This window comes from Halomonas fontilapidosi (genome assembly GCF_014192285.1).
Classification (GTDB): Bacteria; Pseudomonadota; Gammaproteobacteria; order Pseudomonadales; family Halomonadaceae; genus Halomonas; species Halomonas fontilapidosi.
Window position 1 is genome coordinate 99068 of sequence record NZ_JACHXQ010000011.1, and the last position, 22810, is coordinate 121877.

The window sequence follows — 22810 nt, forward strand, 5'->3', positions numbered from 1 at the left end:
GTGCCGTGGTCGGTCGCGCCGAGCACGACTCGGCAGGAGACCCCGCATGATCCGACTCAACAACGACAATCTCGCCAGGCTCCCCGCCGAGGTCCCCGCGCCATGCCTGGACCGCAAGGCCATCACCGCCGGCATCGTCCACTTCGGCGTCGGCGGCTTCCATCGCGCTCATCAGGCCATGTACCTCGATGCGCTGATGAATCGTGGCGAGGCCCTGGACTGGGGCATCGTCGGCGTCGGCGTGATGCCGGGCGACCGCCGCATGCGCGATGCCCTGGCCGCCCAGGACCACCTCTACACCCTGGTGGTCAAGCATCCCGACGGCCGCCGCGAGCCGCGGGTCATCGCCAGCATGGTCGACTACCTCTTCGCCCCCGACGACCCCTCGGCGGTGGTAGAGCGCCTGGCCGACCCGGCGATCCGTATCGTCTCGTTGACCGTCACCGAGGGGGGCTACAATTTCCACCCGGTGAGCGGGGCGTTCGACCTGGAGGCCCCCGACATCCGCCACGACCTGGCGCACCCCGAGACGCCGCGCACCACCTTCGGGCTGATCGTCGAGGGCCTGGCACGGCGCCGCGAGCTTGGCATTGCCCCCTTCACCCTGATGTCCTGCGACAACATCCAAGGCAACGGCGACGTGGCCAGGGAGACCTTCACCGCCTTCGCCCGCGCCCGGGACCCGCAACTGGCCGCCTGGATCGAGGCCGCGGTGGCCTTCCCCAATGCCATGGTGGACCGCATCACCCCGGTCACCAGCGAGGCCGATATCGCCGAACTTAGCGAGCGGTTCGGCGTCGAGGACGCCTGGCCGGTGGTCTGCGAGCCCTTCACCCAGTGGGTGCTGGAGGACCACTTCGTCGCCGGTCGCCCGCCGCTGGAGCGTGTCGGGGTGCAGTTGGTGGACGACGTGGTGCCCTACGAGATGATGAAGCTGCGCTTGCTCAACGCCAGCCACCAGGCACTGGCCTACCTGGGCTATCTCGCCGGCTATCGCTACGCCCATGAGGTGTGCCAGGACCCGCTGTTCGTGGACTTCCTGCTCGGCTACATGCGCCACGAGGCCTCGCCGACCCTGGCCCCGGTACCGGGCATCGACCTCGAGGAGTACCGCCGGACCCTGATCGAGCGCTTCGCCAACCCCGAGGTACGAGACACCCTGTCGCGGCTGTGTGCCGAGAGCTCGGATCGCATTCCCAAGTGGCTGGTCCCGGTGATCCGCCAGCAGCTCGAAAGCGGCGGCGAGATGCATCGCAGCGCCGCGGTGGTGGCCAGCTGGGCGCGCTACGCCGAGGGCGTCGACGAGCAGGGCGAGCCCATCGAGGTGGTGGACCGGCTCAGGGAGGAGCTGATGGCGTTGGCGAAACGACACCACGAGCGGCCCACGGCCTTTATCGAGAACCGCGAGCTGTTCGGCGACCTGGCCGAGCAGGCTCGCTTTCGCGACGCCTATGTCGCGGCCCTGACCTCGCTGCACGAGAAGGGCGCGCGTGCCACCCTGGAGCACCTGGCGGCGATAGGAGGAGCGTCCTGATGTACGTCGGCGTGGACTGCGGGACCCAGAGCACCAAGGTGATGGTGCTGGACCCGGAAGGCGAGCGGATCCTCGGCGAGGCGAGTCGTCCCCACCGCCTGGACGAGGGGGAGGGCGGTCGACGCGAGCAGGCGCCCGCCGACTGGATCGCGGCCTTCTGCGGCGCGTTCGGGGAGGCCGTGGCGAAGTCCGGCGTCGACGCCGGGGCGATACTTGCCCTGGGCGTCTCCGGTCAGCAGCACGGGCTGGTGGCGCTGGATGCCGCAGGGGAGCCGGTGCACCCGGCCAAGCTGTGGTGCGACACCGAGACCGCGCCCTGGAACGTCGCCCTGGTCGAGCGCCTGGGCGGCGAGGCGGGCTGCCTCGAGAAACTGGGCCTGGTGCTGCAGACCGGCTATACCGCCTCCAAGCTCGCCTGGCTGCGGGAGGTCCATCCACAGGCCTATGCGCGCATTGCCACCCTGATGCTGCCTCATGACTACCTCAACTTCTGGCTCACCGGCGAGCGGGTGGCCGAGGCCGGCGATGCCTCCGGTACCGGCTACTTCGATACCCGCACCCGGCGCTGGCGGCACGACGTGCTGGCCGAGATCGCCCCGGAGCTCGATCCCGGCCGGGTGCTGCCGCGGCTGATCGCCTCCCGGGAGCCGGCCGGCAGGGTGCGCCCCGCGGTGGCCCGCGAGCTGGGGCTGGCCGACGACGTCCTGGTCTCAAGCGGCGGCGGCGACAACATGCTCGGCGCCATCGGCACCGGCAACACCCGCCCGGGGCTGGTGACCCTGAGCCTCGGCACCTCGGGCACCATCTGCGCCCATTCCCCGGAGCCGGTGGTGGACAACCCTCTGGTCGCCAACTTCTGTGCCAGCCACGGCGGCTGGCTGCCGCTGGTCTGCACCATGAACGTCACCTCGGCCACCACCCGGATCCGCGAGCTGCTCGGCCTCGACCTCGCCAGCTTCGGCGAGCGGGTGGCGGCTGCCCCCATCGGCGCCGAGGGGGTGACGATGCTGCCCTTCTTCAACGGCGAGCGGGTACCCATGCTGCCCGAGGCCAGCGCCAGCCTGGATGGCCTCACCAGCGTCAACACCACCCCGGCCAACCTCTGCCGGGCGGTGGTGGAGGGCGCCACCCTGGGCCTGCGCTATGGCCTCGAGCAGTTCGGCCCGCTGGCCGAGGGGGTGAGCGAGATCCGCCTGATCGGTGGCGGCTCGCGCAGCCCGGTGTGGCGCCAGATGCTGGCCGACATCACCGCCAGCCGAGTGGTGTGTCCCCAGGTCACCGATGCCGCGGCCCTGGGCGCCGCCCTGCAGGCGGCCTGGTGTCATCGCGCGGGGGCCGGAGACGGCGAGCTGGCCGAGCTCTGCACGCGCCTGGTGCATCTCGACGAGAGCTCGCGGGCCGATCCCGACCCGGCCAGTGTCGCCGCCTACGACGAGGTCCATGCCCGCTATCGCCGGTGCCTGGCCGAGCGTCACTCCATTACCTGATCGCATTGCATGATGCATTGCACCACAAGAGAGGAGTCCCTCATGACGACCCGACTCGACAGCCTCAAGACCCATTCCCTGGTGGTCGCCGACACCGGTGACCTGGACGCCATCAAGCGCTACCGGCCCCACGACGCCACCACCAATCCCTCGCTGCTGCTCAAGGCCTTCGACCTGCCGGGCTACCAGGCGCTGATCGACGAGGAACTCGCCGCCATCAAGGCGGAGGTCGCCGACCCCGAGGCGCGCCTGGAGCAGGCGGTGGATCGCCTCGCCGTGGCCAAGGGGGCCGAGATCGCCCGGCACATTCCCGGGCGGATCTCCACCGAGGTGGCCGCGCGCCTCTCCTTCGACGAGGAGGCCAGCGTGCGCAAGGCCCATGAGCTGGTCGAGCGTTACGACCGGCGCGGCGTGGGCCGTGATCGCGTGCTGATCAAGCTGGCCTCTACCTGGGAGGGCATCCGCGCCGCCGAGCGCCTCGAGCGCGAGGGCATCCAGTGCAACCTGACCCTGCTGTTCAGCGAGGCCCAGGCCCAGGCCTGCTTCGACGCCGGGGTCTTCCTGGTCTCGCCCTTCGTGGGCCGGGTCACCGACTGGTACAAGAAGGAGACCGGCAAGGAGTATGCGCCGGACGAGGACCCGGGCGTGCTGTTCGTGCGCGGTGTCTGCGAGCGGGCTGGCCGCGGCGGCTATGGCACCGTGGTGATGGGGGCGAGCTTCCGCACTGTCGGCCAGGTGCTGGCGCTGGCCGGTTGCCCGCGACTGACCATTTCCCCGGCGCTGCTCGAGGAGCTGGCGGCGGAGGAGGGCGAGGTGACCCCGGCGGTGACGATCCCCGCCGCCGGCGAGCGCTCCGCGCCCCTTGACGAGCCCGCCTTCCGCTGGGGCCACAACCAGGACGCCATGGCCAATGACAAGCTGGCCGAGGGCATCCGCCGCTTCGACGAGGACCAGCGCACCCTGGAGGCGCGCCTCGCCGAACGGCTCGGGTAATCGCGGAAGGGCAAGCGTTGAGCAAGGGTGCGCCTTCGGCCGGATGTGCGGATAATGACAGCGACCGACGTCGCCCGGCCCGCTGCAGGGTCAGGAGGAGATCCCATGGCGCTGCCACTCTCGCAGCAGACCCTTGCCGCCCTCGGCCAGGACGTCGGGGTGCCGGCCTATGACCGTCGCCGGCTGCGCCCCGGGGTCCTGCATATCGGCCTGGGCAACTTCCACCGCTCGCACATGGCGTCCTATCTGGATCGCCTCTTCACGCGGGGCGAGGCCCTCGACTGGGCGGTCATCGGCGCCGGCGTGATGCCGGCCGATGTGCGGATGCGCCAACGCCTGCACAGACAGGACTGGCTCTCCACGGTGGTCGACCTCCACCCCGAGGGGAGCTCGGCGCGGGTGGTGGGGGCCATGGTCGACTTCGTTCCCGTGGCCTCGGCGGCCATCGTTAGGGCCCTGGTCGACCCCGGCGTGCGCATCGTCTCGCTGACCATCACCGAGGGGGGCTACTTCCTCGATCCCGCCACCGGCCGCTTCGACGCGGCCCATCCGCGGATCCTCGCCGACGCCGCCGACCCGCGGCGCCCCGGCACCCTCTTCGGCATGCTGGTCAAGGCGCTGGCCGAGCGTCGGGCCAGGGGGCTTGGGCCCTTCACGGTGCTCTCCTGCGACAACCTGCCCGGCAACGGCCAGGTGACGCGTAGCGTGGTGGTCGGCCTCGCCGAGCGGGTCGACCGCGACCTTGCCACCTGGATCCGGCGGGAGGTGAGCTTTCCCAACGCCATGGTCGACTGCATCACGCCGCGCACCACCGCCCGCGAGCGCGAGCTGGTCAGCCGCCGCTTTGGCATCGAGGATGCGGCCCCGGTGGTGTGCGAGCCCTTTCGCCAGTGGGTGGTGGAGGATCGGTTCTGTGCCGGTCGTCCGCCGCTGGAGCGAGTCGGCGTCGAGTTCGTCGAAGAGGTCTCGGGCCATGAGACGATGAAGCTGCGCCTCCTCAACGCCGGTCACGCCAGCATCGCCTATGTCGCGGCCCTGCTGGGCTACCGGCAGGTGCATGCCGCCATGGGTGACCCGGACATCCACGACTGGCTGGGCGCGCTTCAGGAGCGCGAGATCCTCCCCGTGCTCCGGCCAGTCGAGGGCCTGGACTACCGCGCGTACCGCATGCGGATCGTCGAGCGTCTGTGCAACGCCGAGATGGGCGATACTGTCTCGCGGCTCTGTGCCAACGGGTCGGCGCGACAGCCCAAGTTCATCTTGCCGGCGCTGCGCGATGCCATCGGACGTGGCCTGCCCGTGGCGGGCCTCGCCCTTGAGTTGGCGCTGTGGTGCCACTATTGCCGAGTGGCCGACGACACGCCGGGGATGCCGCCGCTCGCCGACCCCCTGGCCTCACGCCTGAGGTCGGGGGCACGGGAGGCCGCCAGGGCGCCCCAGGCCTTCCTGGAGATCCGGGAGGTGTTCCATGACCTGGCCGAGTCCCCCGGACTGCGCAAGGCCTTCGCCGACTGGCTGGCGGTGATCGAGGCCTGGGGGCCGCGGGCGACGATCCGGCGCTATGTCGACCAGGGCTGGCACGGCGTCGACAGCCGCCAGGCATCGAAGGCCGGCTCTTCCTAGGGAGGGGCCGCCTTCAGGGTGGCCAGCTCCGCGCCGACCTACGGATTCTCGCAGACACGCTCCACCTGGTATTCCCAGTTGGTCGCCGGCACCGAGCCGAGAGGCGGGACGGGAACAATGTCCATGAGCCGGGACAGGCGTATCGCATCTCTTTGGCAGTCCAGATATCTCGTGTCTGCTTGCGACCTCCAGGCGCGCTGCGACGACATGCTCGCGAGGCGGCCGCGAGGGGAGGTCGCTGGCAGATGGCATCAAAGCTGGTCGAATATAGCGGACCGGCGTCATTTATAAGCTAAAATCTTGTCGTTAATCCCTTAATAGAGGCGTTATCGACCAATTTGTCTTTCCTGAGGCGTCGATTGACCGGGTGTCAGGCGGGCGGTAAACAGTTCCTGCCAATCACAACAGCTAGCGAGACACCGTCATGACGCCTCAGCAGAAGGGGACTCTGTTTCCCGCCCTTACCGCTCTCTCCGCCGCCCTGCTGCTCGCCGGCGCGCCCCTCGATGCCGAGGCGGCCAAACTGCGCCTGGCCACCGATTCGGGCACCCAGGGCTCTCCGGCGGGCGATACCCTCGACGAGTGGAGCCGGCTGATCGAGGAGAAGTCGGGCGGCGATCTTGAGGTCGAGGTCTACTACCAGAACGAGCTGGGTGGTCAGCAGGAGGTCTTCGACCTGCTGGTGGCGGGCGGTATCGACATGATGCTCAGCTGGCCGATGACCTCCTACGACAAGCGCATCGGCGTCATCTATACCCCCTACATGACGCTGTCCTGGGACGAGGCCGTGCAGGCCTACAGCCCCGAGGGCTGGGTCAACGAGCTTCTGGGCGGCATCTTTGCCGACATCGGCCTGAAGTTCTTCGGCCCATGGCCCGAGGGGTTCAACGGCGTGGCGTCGCGTGACCGCTACGCGCTCGACGTCGAGAGCGCCGATGGCCTGACCGTGCGCACCATGCCGGTATTCCCGGCGCCGCAGACCATGCAGGCACTGGGCTACCAGACCGCCGCCATCGACTGGGGCGAGGTCTACACTGCGCTGCAGACCGGCGTGGTGGATGGTGAAGCGGGCAACGTCATCTACTGGCCCTACGAATACTTCCGCGACACCCTGGACTACTACGTCCACACCAAGCACTTCTTCATGACCGGCATCCTGACCATGAACATGGACAGTTTCGAGCGTCTGAGTGACCCGCACCAGCAGGTGGTCAGCGAAGCGGCCCGCGAGATCATGGAACAGCAGTTCGTCGATGCCCGGGAGCGCGACGAGCACTACATCGCCAAGGCTCAGGAAGACGGCATGGAGTATTTCGCCCTGCCCGAGGAAACCCTCGATACCTTTGCCCGCCGCGCGCGCGAGCAGGTCTGGCCGCTCATGGAGGAAGAGCTGGGCGCCGAGATCATGGACACCATCCGCGCCAACGCCACGCCGCTTTGACGTTTTCCTGCTGAATCTCGGCGCCGGCCCGTTTCGGGCCTGCGCCCCTGTGGCGAGGGCCATCTCATGCAACCCTTTCTCAAGGCCCTGGACGAGAAGGTCGGCTGGCTGCTGAATGCCGTCGCCTTCGTGACGAGTCTGCTCGTCATGGGGCTGATGCTCTTCCTGATCCTGGCGCGCTATGTCTTCGGCTGGTCGCTGGTCGGTATCCTGGAACTGGTGATGCTCGCCGGCATGTGGCTGTACATGACCGGAGCATTGATCGCCAGTCGTCGCCATGAACACCTGGTGGTGGACTTTCTCGAACTGCAGCTGCGCGATGCCCATCTGAAGGCAATGCACAAGACCCTGGTGGCGGTGATCGTTACCGTCATCAGCGCCTGTTTCGTCTTCTGGGCTCTGCGCATGCTGGCCTGGGGCGTGCAGCGTCCTCAGCACACCCCGGAGCTGTCGATTCCGCTGTGGGTCTCCCAGGCGGCCATCATGGTCGCCAGCGTCGGCTGCTTCTGCTACGCGCTGCGTGATGTGTGGCAGGGAGTCGCGGAGTGGCGCGCGGCCCGTTCCGGCCATGCGCTGGCCGGGGAGGAGTCCTGATGGAAGGCTTGTTCGCTATCCTGTTGTTGCTGCTGCTGATGGGGCTGGGCGTGCCCGTCGCCTGGTCCTTTGCCGGCGTGCTGGCCTACCTGGCAGTGGCCTACGATGCCAACCTCGATACGTTGATGATGCAGGGCTTCCGCTCGGTGGACTCGGTGATCCTGATTGCCCTGCCGCTGTTCGTGCTGACCGGCTACCTGATGCAGAGCGGCGGTATCGCCAGTCGCCTGGTGACCTTCATCGAGACGCTGGTCGGCAAGCGGCGCGGGGGCATGGGTGCCTCCATGGTGCTGGCCTCCGGCGTGTTCGGCGCCATCGCCGGCACGGCCACGGCGGCGGTGGCCTCCATCGGCACCATCATGATCGTCCCGCTCGAGCAGCGCGGCTATCCGCGCGGCTATGCCTCGGCGCTGCTCGGCATTTCCTCACTGTTGGGTATCCTCATCCCGCCCTCCATCACCATGATCCTCTTCGCGGTGGTGACGCGGCAATCGGTGGCGGCGCTGTTCGCGGCCACGGTGGGGCCGGCGCTATTGCTGATCGTGGGACTCATCCTGGCCAATCGCTTGGCTTGCGGGCGACTCTTCCAGGAAGTGGCCGGCGAGACCCAGGGCAGCGCCAAACCGCTCTCCAAGGGACGGGCGACCTGGCGGGCGCTGCCGGCGCTCAGCCTGCCGTTCATCATTCTGGGCGGCATCTACGGCGGGGTATTCACCCCTACGGAAGCGGCAGCCGTAGCCGCCTTCGCCGCCATGGCCATCGGGTTTCTGGTCTACCGTGACCAGTCACTCACTCATTTCTCGCGCAGCGTGGTGGCTGCCGCCGAGACCACCGGCTCGATCATTCTGATACTGCTCTTTTCCTTCATGATTGGCCGCATCCTGGCCTTCGAGCGCGTGCCGCAGGACCTTACCGAGCTGATCACCACGCTGATCCAGAATCCCTTGCTGATCCTGATCGCCGTGAATGTCTTCCTGATCCTGGCCGGCGCCATTCTCGATGACGTTTCGGTGACGGTGGTGGTGGCGCCGCTGTTCCTGCCGTTGATGGTGGATACCGGCATTCATCCGGTACATTTCGGTGCCATCGTGGCTTGCTCGGTGGTGATCGGTGCCAACAGTCCGCCCGTGGCGCCGATCCTCTACATGGCCTGTCGCATTGGCCGGGTGTCGATCCACAAGACCTTCGCGCCGGCGCTGCAGCTGATTGCCTTCGTGGGTATCCCGGTCATGCTGGTGACCACCTTCGTACCCGAGCTGTCGCTGTTCCTGCCGCGCCTGCTGGGCTTTATCTAAGTTCATGACCTTGCGAGACCCGCGCAGAGGGTAAGATTCTGTGACGGCAGGCGCCCATCTACTGTTCAGGGCGATACCTCAATCGCTCAGGCCCCCAAGTGATCCGCCTGCGCTGCCCTTCGGGGCAGCGCAGGCGGATCCTGACGATTTAGCCTTCGTCAGCGGGGCCGGAGGGTTGCCGGTCATGCCTCCGTCGAGGGGCTCTCCCCATTGCGTAGCTGCCAGTAACGACGCAGCACGGCATCGTTGATGGCCCGCTCCAACTCGAAGGCGCTGGGTGTGGGGCAGAACAGCGTGACGCCGATACGCTGTTTGCCAATGTCCGTGGTGGTAAGGGATACGCGAGGGTGGGGTTCGGCGATATCGATGCCGGTTCGCTTCCTGATCAGTGCGCTGTAGCGTTGGGCCAGCTCAGCATGTGGGGCGTGCAACGTCGCCACCTCCTGCTCCAATGCCGGGAGCTCCGACCGCATGTCCACGTTGGGCTCCAGGACGACGCAGACTTCGAGATACACCCACTTCTTGAAGAAGTTCTGGTTCTGGACTGGGGTAGTCAGGAAGACGCTGTTAGGAACCACGATGGTCTTGCCCGAGTATTCAAAGCGTCCCACGGGCCCGCCGATTTCCTGAAGGGTCGTTGCCAGCATGGTCTCGTCGACCACCTGGCCGCGCAGGTTGCCGATCTCGATCCAGTCGCCGATCTCGAAAGGCTGGTTGACGACGCGCAGGACGGTGCCCGACAGACAGAGAATCAGCTCCTTGGTCGCGATCACCAACGCGACGGCGAAGGCGGTAAGGGACAATGCGAAGGTGTGAAGGGAGGGCAGCCAGATTAGCACCAGGCCGGCCAAGGCGAAGACCACGGTGGCGTTGCGGATGCGGGCCAGCCACGCGCGACGGGAATCGGACAGAATTTCTTTCCGGCCGCGGATGACGCGCACCGCGAGGATGCGCAGCGTGACGAGAACAGCCACCAGCGCTAACGAACTCACCCCACGGTTGCTCAGCAGTTCCACCCAGAAGGAAGCCTCAGGCATGGCGGATTGTCTCTCCTCCGTGCAGATCAAGGGTCAGGAATGACCATCGCATAGCGACGCTGCGGCGTCGATCGACGGAGCCGGCATCATATTCAGCGTGTTCGGGGCGCCCGCAGGTTGCGGAACGTCAGCAGAACCAGCGTCAGCGCCGTGATCGGTAATACGACGTAGAGCATCACCATGCCGAATTCAGGCAGGGTTACTGCGATTATCACCGGCTGGTCGAAACCGATCATGGGCGACGAGAGGGCGATGACCGTGGCGTTTGCCGTTACAGGTCTGCCAGCCGCCAGATATCGAATGCCGGTTCCTCGTAGGGGTGGGCCCTCTTCAGGGCGGCCAGCGCCTCGCTGATCAGCGTATCCTCGCAGACCAGTTCGACCTTCAGCTCTTCCACCTGCTCGAGGTCGCCGACCCGACCGATGTGCGGGTTGGCGCCTGCCAGCGGCCGGAACTGCCCGGTGCCCCGGGTCTGGAAGCAGCACGCCTCATAATCGCCGATACGCCCGGCTCCGGTGGCGAAGACCGCCTCCTTGACGGGCTCGGCCTCCGCCAATGGCACATAGAAGGCCAGCTTGTACATAGTCCTTACTCCTCTTAGCGGTTGAACGCCATCTCGTTGTGCCATATCGCAACGCTGACGTCAGCCCGGATGACCCTCTCGCAGGGGCTTGTTGGCCGCCCAGCGTTCTGCAGGGAAGCGGCCGAGGAAAATAATACTTGTCCAATATCTATACACAGTCTAGCTTGTGTATAGGTCGATACCGAAGGCGGTTACTGACCTGAGCGACACACCCCACCGGACGCGCGGCGTCCGGGGTCAGCCAAAGAGGACAAGTGCCCCATGAAGACCTTCACTACCCCTGTTTCACAGTTGATTGGCGCTGGCATGTTGAGCCTGATGCTCGTGGGCGGTGCCCACGCCGATAACCACGGCATGAAGAAGGACATCGTCGATACTGCGGCAGGTGCGGGTCAGTTCGAAACCCTGGTAGCTGCAGTCAAGGCGGCCGACCTGGTCGAAACCCTCAAGGGCGAAGGTCCTTTCACCGTGTTCGCGCCCACCGATGAGGCCTTTGGCGCGCTGCCGGAAGGGACCGTGGCATCGCTGCTCGAGCCCGAGAATCAGGAGCAGCTTCAGTCGATTCTTACCTACCACGTCGTGCCCGGTAAGATCATGGCCGAGGACGCCATGGCGGCCGACAGCGCCACTACCGTGCAGGGTCAGGACATCACCATCACCACCATGGACGGCAGCGTGATGATCAATGACGCCACCGTGGTCCAGGCCGACATCGAGGCCAGCAATGGCGTCATCCACGTGATCGATAGCGTGCTGATGCCCGAATAACCTGGCCCGGCCGCATAGCCTACTGTCACTGCTTGAATGCCCCCTTTCTGGCCGCCTCCGGGCGGTTTTTTTTCGTTCCCGCTTTGACAGCCTCGGGCCCGGCTGGCGACCCTCATGACATCGAGTGAAAGGAGCCTTGCCGCATGCCCATCAACGAGAGTCTTGCCTCATTGCTGAACGACGCCGGGCTGACCCCGCGCGGCCAGCCAACGCCTTTGGGTGGGGGTGATATCGCCGAGGTTTCGCGCCTCGTGACCGACCAGGGCGAGGTAGTGGTCAAGCGTGATGCCCCCGAACGGCTGGCCGGCGAGGCCGACGGCCTGCGGGCGCTGCGCGAGGCTGGCAGCGGACTGGTCGTGCCCGAGGTGCTGGCCGAGGGTGACGGCTGGCTGGTGATGGAGGCGTTAGAGAGTGGCCGCGCACGAGGCGATGAGGCGAGCCTCGGCGAGGGGCTGCGCCGACTTCATGCGGTAACCGGTGAGGCTCATGGCTGGCCGCGGGACAATGCCTGCGGCCACACACCTCAACCCAATGCGCCGCTCGCCGACGGTCGTGCCTTTCAACGGAAGCGGCGCCTGCTGCCACTGGTTGATGCCTGCCAGACGCGAGGGCTGATGGATGCTCGGCTTCGGGCGCGCGTGGAAACCGTCGCGCATGGTCTGGAGATCTGGCTGCCGGACGCACCGGCGAGCCTGGTGCACGGTGATCTCTGGTCCGGCAATGTGCTCTTCACCCCGAGCGGGCCGGCGATCATCGATCCGGCGGTCTATCGCCACTACCCGGAGGTGGACCTCGCCATGCTGACGCTGTTCGGCGCGCCGGGCGAGGCCTTCTTCGAAGCCTACTGGAACGGTCGCGCCCCGGCCGACTGGCCGAGGCGTGAGACGCTCTTTCAGCTCTATCCGCTGCTCAATCACCTGCTACTGTTCGGCGGCGGCTATCGCGGCGCGGTCGAGCGGGCGGTGGCAAGGATTGAGACTGCTTGATCAGCGCGATCCGCTGGTCATCCGCGACAGCGTCCAGTTGACCAGCTCGACGGCGAGTCGGTCGGCGGCGAGCGCGAAGGCCTCTACCACGGCGTCGAGGCTGTCGTTGTCACTTGCCACCACCACCTCGAAGCGACGGCTGGCGACGATCTCGCGGCTGGACTCGTCGAGTAGCTGGGTCTCTAGGCGCACCACGACCTCGACAGTGCCTTCGCGGTAGCGGCTGTGGAAGGCGCTAAGGTGGCTCGCCAGCGCGGCGTCGCTGCGCGCCCGGCTGGTGTCGTCCACCACGGCCGCCAGGCGGCCGTCGCGGCGGAAGGCCGTGATCAGGTGGTCGCGCAGCAGCCGCGGCGCATCGTCACGCCAACGGGCCCCGCCGTAGGCCTGGAACTCTCCAGGGGAGGGCATCACCAGCATGCGCGGGCCATCCAGCGGGGCCCCGGCGCTCGGCGTGTCGACCCGCAGGGTCAGGTCGCGGGGGGCCTCGGCAGACGTCGGCAGCGATGGTTCGGGCAGCGTGAAGAGGCGCACCGGCTCCTGCGCGGGAAGCAGGCTGCAGCCCGCGAGCAGCCATGCCATAAGCAGGGCCGGCAGGCCCCTGGCAAGGCGTGGCATGGGGTCTCGTGACCTCGAGCGTCGAGACAGGCTGGACAGGCTCATGGGGTGAACTCCTGGATCTCGTCACGCCCCAGCAGGGCATCGGCCGGGTTCTGCTCGAGGCGCCGCACCAGCCGGTTCAGGGAACGCAACGCGGCGTGCAGTTCGCGCATGGCCGGGTCGAGTTCGCCCACCCCTTGCAGGCCCCGTGCCAGCGAGTCCTCGTGGCGGGCGGTCAGGCGGTCCACCCGTGCCGTGGTGGATTCCAGCGACTGCATGGCACGTCGGGCGCTCGCCAGGGTCGCGCGCCCCTCGTCGTCGAGCAGGGCGTTGGCCGTCTCGCCCAGTTGGCTGACGCTCGCCAGGGAGGCCTCGAGCTGCTCGCCGGCCTGCCCGAAGCGCGTCACGGCCTCGTCGACGGCGTCGCGCTGGTCGACCAGCGACTGCGAGACGACCTCCAGGTTGCTCAGGGTGCGGGTCAGGTTCTTAGCATTCTCCCCGGAAAGCAGCCGGTTGGCGTTGGCCAGCAAGCGGTCCACCTGGGTGAAGAGTTGCTCGCTGTTGGCGAGCAGTGAGCTCAGCGGCGAGGGCTCTGCCTGGATCAGCGGAGGATCGTCGCGGTCGCCCTCCAGGCGAGGGCTTTGCGGGGTACCGCCGGAGAGCTGGACGTTCATGGTGCCGGTGATGTTGGCCAGCGCCAGGCTGGCGCGGGTGTCCTGCTTGATCGGAACATCGCTGTAGACGCGGATCAGCGCCCGCACCTGACGCGGGTCCTGGGGGTCGAGGCGCAGCCTAATGACATCGCCGACCTCGATACCGCTGTACTGCACCGCATTGCCCTCCGAGAGCCCGCTGACGGCACGATTGAAGCGAATCTCGTACCAGGCGTAGTCGCGGTCAACGCTGGACTTGCCGAGCCACAGGGCGAACAGCAGCGCGCTGCCCAGGGTGATCACCGTGAACAGCCCGATCAGCACATGATGGGCGCGGGGTTCCATCGTCAGGGGTCCTCCACCGGGTGAGCCGCCTGCTGGGCGGCACGGCCTCGAGGGCCATGGAAGTAATCGTGAATCCAGTCATCCTCGGTCGCCGCGACGACGTCGAGGCGATCGGCCACCAGTACGCGCCGCCGCGACAGCACGGCCACTCGATCGCAGGCCGTGTAGAGGGTGTCCAGGTCGTGGGTGACCAGGAAGACGCTCAGGCCCAGGGCATCGCGCAGGGTCAGGATCAGGCGATCGAAGGCGGCTGCGCCGATCGGGTCCAGCCCGGCGGTGGGCTCGTCGAGAAAGAGTACCTCGGGGTCCAGCGCTAGGGCGCGGGCCAGCGCCGCTCGCTTGATCATGCCACCGGAGAGTTCGGCGGGATACTTGATCGCGGCCTCGCCGGGCAGACCGGCCAGCGCCAGCTTGACCCGGGCGAGGGCCTCGGCGTCGGCGCGGTCGAGCTTGGCGTGCTCGATCAGCGGCAGGGCGACGTTCTCCTGCAGGGTCAAGGAAGTGAACAGCGCGCCGCGCTGGAAGAGCACCCCGAAGCGTCTTTCGATCCGCGAGCGTTCGCTGTCGGAAAGCCGTTGGAGGTCTTCGCCGAACACCTCAATGTGCCCGGCGCTGGGTCTTAGCAGGCCGACGATACTGCGCAGCAGCACCGACTTGCCGGTGCCCGAGCCGCCCACCACGCCGAGGATTTCACCCGCGTAGAGGTCGAGGTCGAGATCCTCGTGGACGCTGTGCTGGCCGAAGCGGTTGGCCAGCCCGCGGACCCGGATCAGCGGCGCCTGGTTCGTCGTTGCCTGTGTCGTGCTCACCAGCCCATCTCCATGAAAAAGAGGGCGGCGATGGCATCCAGCAGGATTACCATGAAGATCGACTGCACCACGCTCGAGGTGGTGTGCTCGCCCACCGACTGGGCGCTACCGCTGACCTTGAAGCCCTCCAGGCAGCCGATCACTGCCACCAGGAAGGCGAACAGCGGCGCCTTGGAAAGCCCCACCAGGAAGTGGTTGAGCGGGATGTCACGCTGCAGGATGGCCAGGAACTGGATCAGCGAGATATCCAGGGCCAGCAGGCAGACCAGGGCCCCGCCGAGGATGCCGCTGAGCATGCCGACGAAGGTCAGGATCGGCAGCGTCAGCATCATCGCCAGCACCCGCGGCAGCACCAGCAGCTCGACGGGGTCGAGGCCGAGCGTGCGCACCGCATCCAGCTCCTCGTTGGCCTTCATGGCGCCGAGCTGCGCCGTGAAGGCGCTGGCGGTGCGGCCGGCCAGCAGGATGGCGGCCAGCAGCACACCGAACTCGCGCAGGAAGGCGAAGGCGACCAGGTCGACCGTGTAGATGGTGGCGCCGAAGTCGCGCAGCACCGTAGCGCCGAGAAAGGCCACCACCGCGCCGACCAGGAAGGTCAGCAGGGCGACGATGGGCAGGGCATTGAGGCCCGTCTGATGGAGCTGGGCCACCACCGAGGTGAGGCGCCAGCGGCCCGGCCGCCAGGCGGTGGCAGCAAGGGTAACGAGCACCTGGCCGATGAAGCCGAGCAGCTGGCGCTGCTGCTGCCAGAGGCCCTCGACAAGCTGGCCGGTGCGTGCCAGTACGTCCTTCAGCGGATGGCTGGGTAGCGTCACGGGTGGCCGGTTGTCGGCCATGGCCTCGCCCAGCGTGCGCAGCAGGGCGCGGCGCGTCGCCGGCAGCTCGGGGGCCCAGTCATCGATGGCCGCCAGCGATCTGGCGCCGACCAGCTTCATCAGCAGCGTCGCCCCGGCGGTATCCAGGGCGGCGATTTGCGCGAGATCGACACCCTCGGGGGACGGCGCGCGGTCCTGCACCAGGCGATCGACCTGGCGCTTGAGGGTGGCGAAGTGCACCAGGGTCCAGTCGCCGGCGATGGCCAGGCGGCCCTCCTGATGATCGATGCGGCCCGGCTCGGTCATGGGCGAAGGTGTCTCGGGGGCTTCATGGTGGCCGATGGTATCAGTCTGTGCGCTTTGTCATTAGCTCAACCTGTGCCGGGCCTCCTTCAACCAGCGCAAGCCGCGCCGCCACAGGGTGAGGGCGCCGTCGGCGGTGCCCGGTAGCACGCGGCGGTGTGGCCGGTCGAGGAAGTCGGCAATGGGACGGACCTGGCTTGTCCGGTCGAGCATCGGGGCGTGACCGCAGCCGGGCACCTCGAGACTGACCAGGTCGGGCTGTGCCTGGGTCATGCGGGATACGCTCGCGGCCTTGAGCAGCGGCGAGTCCGCGCCGCGCACGACCATCAGCGGGCAGCGGATCGCTGCCCAGTCGGCCCAGGTATCGCGGGGCGTGTCGTGAACGAATTGCTCGCCGATGCGTGGGTCGTAGTGGTAGGTCCAGCTACCATCCGGCAGCCGCCGCGCGCTGCCCAGGGCGAGGCGTCGCCAGGCGTCGTCGCCTTCGATGCCGAAGCCCGTATAGTGGCGCCTGAGTTCGGCTTCCAGCTCGCTGAAGCGGCTGAAGCGATGCGGCGCGCCGAAGTACTTGGCCAGACCCGCCAGACCCTCGGGGTCGAGTTCGGGGCCCACGTCGTTGAGCACCAGCCGTTCGATGCGCGAGGCGGTGTCGGGCTCGGCGGCCATCAGCATACCGATCAGCCCGCCCATGGAGGTGCCCACCCAGGGCACCTGCTCAAGGTTGAAGTGGTCAAGCAGCGCTACTGCTACTTTCATGTAGTGGGCGTAGAGGTAGTCGTGGGCGGGGTAGAGTGACCAGCTCGACAGGCCGCGTCCCGGCGTGTCCGGGGCAAGTATCCGCCAGCTGGGGCCCATCTCGCGGGCAAAGTCTTCAAAGTCTCCGCCGTGGCGAGCCAGGCCGTGCCAGGCGACCACGCTGCGGGAGGCTTCTGGGTGCCAGATGCGCACGGCGACTTCAAGCTCCCTCACCCTGACCAGTTCCAGAGCGTCCATGGGCGTTCTCCATCAGTGGGCTATGCTGCAAGGCAGCATAGCGGATTTCCCCCGGACTTTCGGCAAGGATTCATATTTCCCGAAGGCTCCGGCAGTGGATTCGCCGCCGAAACATGCGAGAATGTATGTAAAGCGTATTGTACAGAAACCGAGGATGACCCGATGACCCGTCACCGCACCCTTCGTCGTGCCCTACTGCCGGCACTGATTGCATCGGCCTTCGCCGCCCCCCTGCAGGCGGCCGACCTGTTGACCATCACCCGGGACGCCCTGGAGAACAATGCCGAGCTGGCCTCGACTCGCTCGCAGACCGGCAGCGTCGAGGCCGGCCGCGACGTGCAGCGTGCTGACCTGCTGCCTCAGCTCAATGCCTCGGCCAACATGACGCACAACCGGCAGTATGAATCCCCGACAAGCGGGTTTACGGCCGGAGGCACGGGAGGCGGTGACGACAACTACAACAGTGCCGGCCTGACGCTGGAGGCCACCCAGGCGCTCTTCGACGCCCGCAATGCGCGTGAGGTGGAACAGGCTGAGCGTCAGATCGACCAGCAGACCTATCAGCTGGCGGCCACCGAGCAGCAGGTGTTGATCGATGTCTCCTCGGCCTACTTCGAGATCCTGCGCGCCTACGAGGTACTGGAGGCGCGGCGCGCTCAGGAGCGGGCCATCGGTCGCCAGCTGGAACAGGCCCGCGAGCAGTTCGAGGTGGGACTGATCGCCATTACCGAGGTCGAAGAGGCCAAGGCGGCCTTCGATCAGGCCCGCGCCGTTCGCATCGCCGCCGAGAGCGACCTGCAGGTGCGCTTCGAGGTCCTCGAGCGCCTGACCGGTCAGCGCTACTCCAGCATCGATGCGCTGGGGGAAGAGGTGCCCATCCAGGTGCCCACGCCGGACGACCGCAGCCACTGGGTAGAACTGGCCATGGCCAATAATCCCCTGGTGCTGGCCAGCGAAGCCGGTGTCGAGGTCTCGCGCAGCAGCGTCGAGATCGCCCGTGCCCAGCATCTGCCGACGATCAATGCCTTCGCCAACTACAACTATGCCGATGACGACCGCGATGGCGTGGCGGGACAAAGCTCCGCCAGCCAGGTCGGCCTGCGCGCCAGCCTGCCGCTGTATACCGGCGGACGTACCCAGGCCAGCATTCGCCAGAACACCTATCGGCTGGAGGCCAGCCAGTACGACTTCGAGGCCCAGCGCCGCGATACGGTCCAGCAGGTCCGGTCGCGTTTCACCCAGGTCAGTAACGATGTCTCCACGGTGGAAGCTCGGGCCCAGGCCATCATCTCCAACCAGAGCGCTCTGGACGCCACCCGCGCGGGGTACGAGGTGGGCACTCGCAACATCGTCGATGTGCTCAACGCCGAGCAGAACCTGTACAACGCCGTGGCCGACCACGCCAGTGCCCGCTATGACTTCGTGATCAATCTGCTTAGCCTGCGCCAGCAGTCGGGAACGCTGGACGTCCCAGCCGTGGAAGAGGTCAATGCCTGGCTGGATGGAGGCAGCGTCTCCTTCACCCTGCCGGAAGAGGTCGATCCAACTGATGCGGCCTTGCAGATCGGTGAGCCGCCTCAGCCGTTGCCCTGAAGCGTATCAATGCTTCGCCATTCTTCTTCATAACTTGCTTGATCGGGGCACGGATTAACAGGACCTAAACTATGCGCGTTGTTTCACGCTTTTTAGTTGTCATTATCGTCCTCGGCGTGGTGCTGGGAGGCATATTTGGCTACAGGTTTTACCAGTTCGGCCAGATGCAAGAACAGAGGTCCCAGCCCCAGCCGCCTGCCCAGATCTCTGCCATCGAGGCGAGTACCCAAAACTGGACACCTGCCTTCAAGGCAGTGGGCAATATTGAAGCCGTGAACGGTATCGAGGTGGCAAATGAAGTGCCCGGTATCGTTGAAGAGATCAATTTCGACTCTGGTGATGCCGTTCAGCAGGGCGACGTACTGATTCGTCTGAACGCGGACATCGATGAAGCAACCTTGAGCACTCGTCGGGCCGAAGCCCAGTTGGCGAAACAGGAGTTCCGGCGGATATCCAACCTGCTTGCGAAGCAAGCCGTGTCCCAGTCCCAGTACGATGAAGCCAAGGCGAATCTCGACGCCGCCAGGGCTCGGGTAAACGAAGCCGAGGCGCAACTGAGCAAGAAAATCATCCGGGCGCCGTTCGACGGTGCGCTAGGGATTCGCCTGGTCGATCAGGGCGAATATATTGCGACCGGCACCGCGATTGTGGAAATCAACATGCTGGATCCGATTTACGTCGACTACACCGTGTCTGAAAAAGACCTGCCCAAGGTGGCGACGGGCTACTCGGTAGCGGTGACGGTGGCGGCGATTCCAGAACACACCTTTGACGGCAATGTCAGCGCCATTAACACCTCGATCAACCCCGAAACCCGCACCGTGCGCATTCGTGCCACCTTGGACAACCCCGAAAACCGTCTGCGCCCCGGCATGTTCGCGACCATCCAGACACGTCAGCCAAAGGATATTGAGGTGATCACGGTGCCGCGCACGGCGATTTCCTACAACACCTATGGCGATTATGTGTTCGTGGTCGAAGAAAACGATAACGGCGCTCTGGTAGTCAATCGCCGCAGCATCACCACCGGAGAAACCCGTGGCACGCAGGCGGCAGTGTTGTCTGGCCTCAAAGCGGGTGAAACCGTGGTTGCCAAGGGACTGCTTCGTCTGCGTGCCGGCCAGCGGGTCGAGATACAGACAGACGAGCAGCCGCAGAAGGCGACCGGATAATGCGCTTCACCGACATCTTTATCCGCCGCCCGGTGCTCGCGACGGTGCTCAGCCTGCTCATACTCCTGGTGGGTATAAGGGCGGCGATGGAAATGGAAATCCGCCAGTATCCCAAGCTGGAAAGTACTACCGTAACCGTTACCACGGCGTATCCGGGGGCCAGCTCGGACCTGATCAAGGGCTTCATCACCACTCCCTTGCAGCAGGCCATCGCCGAAGCCAGCGGTATCGATTACCTGACCTCCACCAGCACCCAGGGCACCTCGACCATCAAGGCCGAGATGCAGCTGAACTACGATGCCAATGCAGCGCTTGCGGAGATCCAAGCCAAGGTCGCCAGTCAGCGTAACGTGCTGCCCGCTGAGGCCCAGGATCCCGTCATCACCTCCACTACCGGCGACTCCACGGCGCTGATGTACATTGCTTTCTACAGTGAGGAGCTGGATGTCCCACAGATCACCGATTACCTGACCCGTGTGGTGCAACCTAAGTTGCAGGCCATTGCCGGCGTTGGCAAGGCTGGCCTTCTGGGGCGAACGTTCGCGCTGCGGGTATGGCTGAATCCGGAGCGCCTGGCGGCCGTGGACATGACGCCTCAGGAGGTGATAGCCAAACTGCGTGCCAACAACTATCAGGCCGCGGTCGGCAACACCAAGGGTACCTACACTGAAATCAGCATGACGAGCAATACGGATGTTGCCGATCCAGCCAACTTCCGCAACCTTGTGATCAAGCAGTTTGAAGGCACCCAGATCCGTCTGCAGGATATTTCGCGGATCGAACTGGGGTCTCAGACCTACGATCAGCTGGCTCTGTATAAAGGTCAGCCGGCCACCTATGTGGCGATTGAACTGGCACCGGGTGCTAACCCGCTGACCGTGGCGGGCCTGGTGAAGGCGGAGCTGCCGGACATCGAACGTCAGCTGCCGTCAGGTCTGGATGTGCGACTGGCGTACGATGCATCGGACTTCATCGAAGATTCCATCAAGGAAGTCATCAAGACGCTGCTGGAAGCTCTGGTCATTGTTCTTGTCGTGGTATTCCTCAGTCTGGGCTCCGCGCGCGCGGCGGTGGTGCCCTCGGTGGCGGTACCACTGTCTCTGATCGGTGGCGCCTTCGTCATGTTGTTGTTCGGTTTCTCGCTGAACCTGCTGACGTTGCTGTCCATGGTGTTGGCTATCGGGTTGGTGGTAGACGACGCCATTATCGTGGTGGAGAACGTCCACCGTCATATCGAAAAGGGTGAGTCCCGTTTTGATGCTGCGATAAATGGCGCTCGTGAAATGGCCGTACCCATTATCGCCATGACGACCACCCTGGTGGCCGTGTATGCGCCGATCGGTTTCATGGGCGGGCTCGTCGGTTCCCTGTTCACCGAGTTTGCTTTCACCTTGGCTGGTGCTGTGGTGATTTCGGGGATCGTTGCCTTGACTCTATCTCCCATGCTGTCCGGCAAGGTGCTCAAGTCCCATGGCAATCCTAGCGGGTTCGAGCAACTGGTGGAGGGCACGTTCAACGGGCTCGCCAGTGGCTATACGTCGGTCTTGCGATCACTGATGCAGACCAAATCCGTGGTGGTCTTCTTTGCGGTGGTGGTGCTGGGCTCCATCTACTTCATGGTGACGATGAGCCAGAATGAGCTGGCGCCCACCGAGGACCAGGGTATTCTTTTCTTTCAGGGTCAAGGGCCCCAGACATCGACGTTGAACTATCTCCAGGAGGGAGGTGCTGAAATTCAGCAACGCATGTCAGCGTTGCCGGGCTACCAGGAAGACTTCATGATCATCGGCATTACCGGCCCGAACGCGGTGTTCGGTGGTTTCAAGATGGCACCCTGGAGCGAACGGGAAGTTTCCCAGTTTGAGGTCCAGCCTCAACTGGACGCCGAGCTCAACAAGGTCACCGGTTTGCAAACTGCCGTGTTCCCCCGTCCGTCGCTGCCGGGCTCGGGTGGCGGCTTGCCGTTTCAGTTCGTGATTTCTACGGGTAGCAGTTACGAGCAGTTGAATCAGGTGGCAGATGAGTTGCTGGGCAAGGCCATGGGCAGCGGCAACTTCATGTTCCTGCAGAAGTCCATTAACTTTGACCGACCCGTTACCCGTATCAATGTGGACCGGGATCGTGTGGCGGATCTGGGATTGTCCATGCAGGATATCGGCCAGACTCTCTCGAGCATGCTCGGTGGCGGTTACATCAATCGGTTCAATATGGACGGGCGGTCCTACCAGGTCATCCCCCAGGTTGATCAACCATTTCGTCTGGATGAACAGAAGCTGAATGACTATCAGATTCGCACCGACAGCGGTGATCTGGTACCGCTGGGCAGTGTGGTGAGCTTTATCGATGATGTGGAACCTTCCAGCCGAACCCAGTTTAATCAGCTCAATTCCCTAACGCTGCAAGGTGTTGTCAAACCCGGCGTCGCCATGGGGACCGCCATGGAGTACATGGAGCAAACGGCCAGCGAGGTGTTCCCTCAAGGCTACAGCTATGACTACACCGGCCAGACCCGGCAGCAGGCGACCCAGGGTAACGCATTGATAGTGACGTTTTTCCTGTCGCTGCTGGTCATCTACCTGGTGCTTGCGGCCCAGTTCGAAAGCTGGCGAGATCCGTTCATCATTCTGATCTCGGTGCCCATGTCGGTGGCTGGCGCCATGGCATTCATCATGCTTGGCTTTGCCTCCATGAACATCTATACCCAGGTGGGGTTGATCACCCTGATCGGCGTGGTCTCAAAGAACGGTATCCTGATTGTCGAGTTCGCCAACCAGTTACAGCGGAATCGTGGACTCAACAAGGTCGATGCCGTGATTGAAGCCGCTTCTATCCGGCTTCGCCCGATTATCATGACTTCTGCGGCCCTGATCGCCGCCATGGTGCCGTTGCTGATTGCCGTCGGGCCCGGGGCGGAAAGCCGTTTTGCCATCGGCCTAACCATTAGCACCGGGCTGGGCATTGGCACCCTGTTTACCATCTTCGTGCTGCCAGCGTTCTATATCCTGCTGGGTCGTGAACACCAGGCCTCAGAGGACAATGGGTAGGAGCAGATACCGGCCCGGGCTGTGAGACCACATCGGCGAGGCGCTCGCCATCGCGTCCTCGGCGCCAGCCGACAACCGTCAGAGAAGCGCTTTGGTGGCTAATATTTACATCCATACAAGGATGAATGTAAGATCCGTCCCACCT

The 22810-nt window shown here is 65.3% G+C and carries 20 protein-coding genes; 12 read left to right on the plus strand and 8 right to left on the minus strand.

The window, feature by feature from the left end; translation table 11 throughout:
• The first annotated feature begins 46 nt into the window (after positions 1 to 46).
• From FHR95_RS14560 to FHR95_RS14590, 7 genes are all read left to right on the plus strand, one after another.
• Entirely contained in the window at positions 47 to 1534 is a 1488-nt protein-coding gene (locus FHR95_RS14560) for a mannitol dehydrogenase family protein (RefSeq protein ID WP_183314966.1), read from the plus strand.
• Complete coding sequence (gene xylB, locus FHR95_RS14565; protein ID WP_183314967.1) at positions 1534 to 3021, plus strand: xylulokinase; 1488 nt, start codon at positions 1534 to 1536, stop codon at positions 3019 to 3021. The genes FHR95_RS14560 and xylB overlap by 1 nt, the downstream gene beginning before the upstream one ends.
• Before the next feature lie 42 nt (positions 3022 to 3063).
• Positions 3064 to 4014, plus strand: coding sequence for a transaldolase (gene tal / locus FHR95_RS14570; protein ID WP_183314968.1), 951 nt, complete (start codon positions 3064 to 3066; stop codon positions 4012 to 4014).
• A gap of 105 nt (positions 4015 to 4119) precedes the next feature.
• The gene (locus FHR95_RS14575; RefSeq protein WP_183314969.1) at positions 4120 to 5637 is read left to right on the plus strand and encodes a mannitol dehydrogenase family protein; all 1518 of its coding nucleotides are present in this window, start codon (positions 4120 to 4122) and stop codon (positions 5635 to 5637) included.
• Positions 5638 to 6061: 424 nt separating this feature from the next.
• Positions 6062 to 7078: a TRAP transporter substrate-binding protein DctP gene (dctP, locus tag FHR95_RS14580; RefSeq protein WP_183314970.1), complete on the plus strand. Its 1017-nt coding sequence runs from the start codon at positions 6062 to 6064 to the stop codon at positions 7076 to 7078.
• Positions 7079 to 7144: 66 nt separating this feature from the next.
• Complete coding sequence (locus FHR95_RS14585; protein ID WP_040185882.1) at positions 7145 to 7672, plus strand: TRAP transporter small permease; 528 nt, start codon at positions 7145 to 7147, stop codon at positions 7670 to 7672.
• Positions 7672 to 8967: a TRAP transporter large permease gene (locus FHR95_RS14590; protein WP_183314971.1), complete on the plus strand. Its 1296-nt coding sequence runs from the start codon at positions 7672 to 7674 to the stop codon at positions 8965 to 8967. The genes FHR95_RS14585 and FHR95_RS14590 overlap by 1 nt, the downstream gene beginning before the upstream one ends.
• Positions 8968 to 9149: 182 nt before the next feature.
• Here FHR95_RS14590 and FHR95_RS14595 read toward each other — a convergent pair whose 3' ends face one another.
• The 3 genes from FHR95_RS14595 to FHR95_RS14605 all read right to left on the minus strand — a co-directional run bounded on the left by FHR95_RS14595 (position 9150) and on the right by FHR95_RS14605 (position 10587).
• Positions 9150 to 10004, minus strand: a complete 855-nt coding sequence (locus tag FHR95_RS14595) for a mechanosensitive ion channel family protein (RefSeq protein WP_183314972.1) — start codon at positions 10002 to 10004, stop codon at positions 9150 to 9152.
• Positions 10005 to 10096: 92 nt separating this feature from the next.
• Positions 10097 to 10240, minus strand: a complete 144-nt coding sequence (locus FHR95_RS14600) for a hypothetical protein (protein WP_183314973.1) — start codon at positions 10238 to 10240, stop codon at positions 10097 to 10099.
• A 35-nt stretch (positions 10241 to 10275) separates the two neighbouring features.
• The gene (locus FHR95_RS14605) at positions 10276 to 10587 is read right to left on the minus strand and encodes a YqfO family protein (protein WP_183314974.1); all 312 of its coding nucleotides are present in this window, start codon (positions 10585 to 10587) and stop codon (positions 10276 to 10278) included.
• Between the two features lie 261 nt (positions 10588 to 10848).
• Here FHR95_RS14605 and FHR95_RS14610 point away from each other — a divergent pair, with 261 nt between their 5' ends.
• Together FHR95_RS14610 and FHR95_RS14615 are read left to right on the plus strand one after the other, a co-directional pair.
• On the plus strand, positions 10849 to 11355 hold the full coding sequence (locus FHR95_RS14610) for a fasciclin domain-containing protein (RefSeq protein ID WP_183314975.1): 507 nt from the start codon (positions 10849 to 10851) through the stop codon (positions 11353 to 11355).
• Between the two features lie 143 nt (positions 11356 to 11498).
• Entirely contained in the window at positions 11499 to 12341 is an 843-nt protein-coding gene (locus tag FHR95_RS14615) for a fructosamine kinase family protein (protein ID WP_183314976.1), read from the plus strand.
• On the opposite strand, the gene FHR95_RS14620 is transcribed toward FHR95_RS14615, so the two are convergent.
• Genes FHR95_RS14620 through FHR95_RS14640 form a run of 5 tightly spaced genes read right to left on the minus strand, consistent with a single transcriptional unit; the run spans position 12342 to position 16856 of the window.
• The gene (locus FHR95_RS14620) at positions 12342 to 13001 is read right to left on the minus strand and encodes an ABC-type transport auxiliary lipoprotein family protein (RefSeq protein WP_183314977.1); all 660 of its coding nucleotides are present in this window, start codon (positions 12999 to 13001) and stop codon (positions 12342 to 12344) included.
• Positions 12998 to 13936: an MlaD family protein gene (locus tag FHR95_RS14625; RefSeq protein WP_183314978.1), complete on the minus strand. Its 939-nt coding sequence runs from the start codon at positions 13934 to 13936 to the stop codon at positions 12998 to 13000. Before FHR95_RS14625 ends, FHR95_RS14620 begins: the two co-directional genes overlap by 4 nt.
• A 2-nt stretch (positions 13937 to 13938) precedes the next feature.
• Entirely contained in the window at positions 13939 to 14748 is an 810-nt protein-coding gene (locus FHR95_RS14630; protein WP_221199349.1) for an ABC transporter ATP-binding protein, read from the minus strand.
• Positions 14742 to 15866, minus strand: a complete 1125-nt coding sequence (locus tag FHR95_RS14635; protein WP_183314979.1) for an MlaE family ABC transporter permease — start codon at positions 15864 to 15866, stop codon at positions 14742 to 14744. The genes FHR95_RS14630 and FHR95_RS14635 overlap by 7 nt, the downstream gene beginning before the upstream one ends.
• Positions 15867 to 15926: 60 nt before the next feature.
• On the minus strand, positions 15927 to 16856 hold the full coding sequence (locus FHR95_RS14640; protein ID WP_183314980.1) for an alpha/beta fold hydrolase: 930 nt from the start codon (positions 16854 to 16856) through the stop codon (positions 15927 to 15929).
• 162 nt (positions 16857 to 17018) lie between these two features.
• Here FHR95_RS14640 and FHR95_RS14645 point away from each other — a divergent pair, with 162 nt between their 5' ends.
• The 3 genes from FHR95_RS14645 (at position 17019) to FHR95_RS14655 (ending at position 22665) form a co-directional block, all read left to right on the plus strand.
• Positions 17019 to 18449 (plus strand): TolC family outer membrane protein, encoded by a 1431-nt coding sequence (locus FHR95_RS14645; RefSeq protein WP_183314981.1) that lies wholly within the window; start codon positions 17019 to 17021, stop codon positions 18447 to 18449.
• 71 nt (positions 18450 to 18520) lie between these two features.
• Positions 18521 to 19621: an efflux RND transporter periplasmic adaptor subunit gene (locus tag FHR95_RS14650; RefSeq protein ID WP_183314982.1), complete on the plus strand. Its 1101-nt coding sequence runs from the start codon at positions 18521 to 18523 to the stop codon at positions 19619 to 19621.
• Positions 19621 to 22665: an efflux RND transporter permease subunit gene (locus FHR95_RS14655; RefSeq protein WP_183314983.1), complete on the plus strand. Its 3045-nt coding sequence runs from the start codon at positions 19621 to 19623 to the stop codon at positions 22663 to 22665. Before FHR95_RS14650 ends, FHR95_RS14655 begins: the two co-directional genes overlap by 1 nt.
• Positions 22666 to 22810 lie beyond the last annotated feature (145 nt).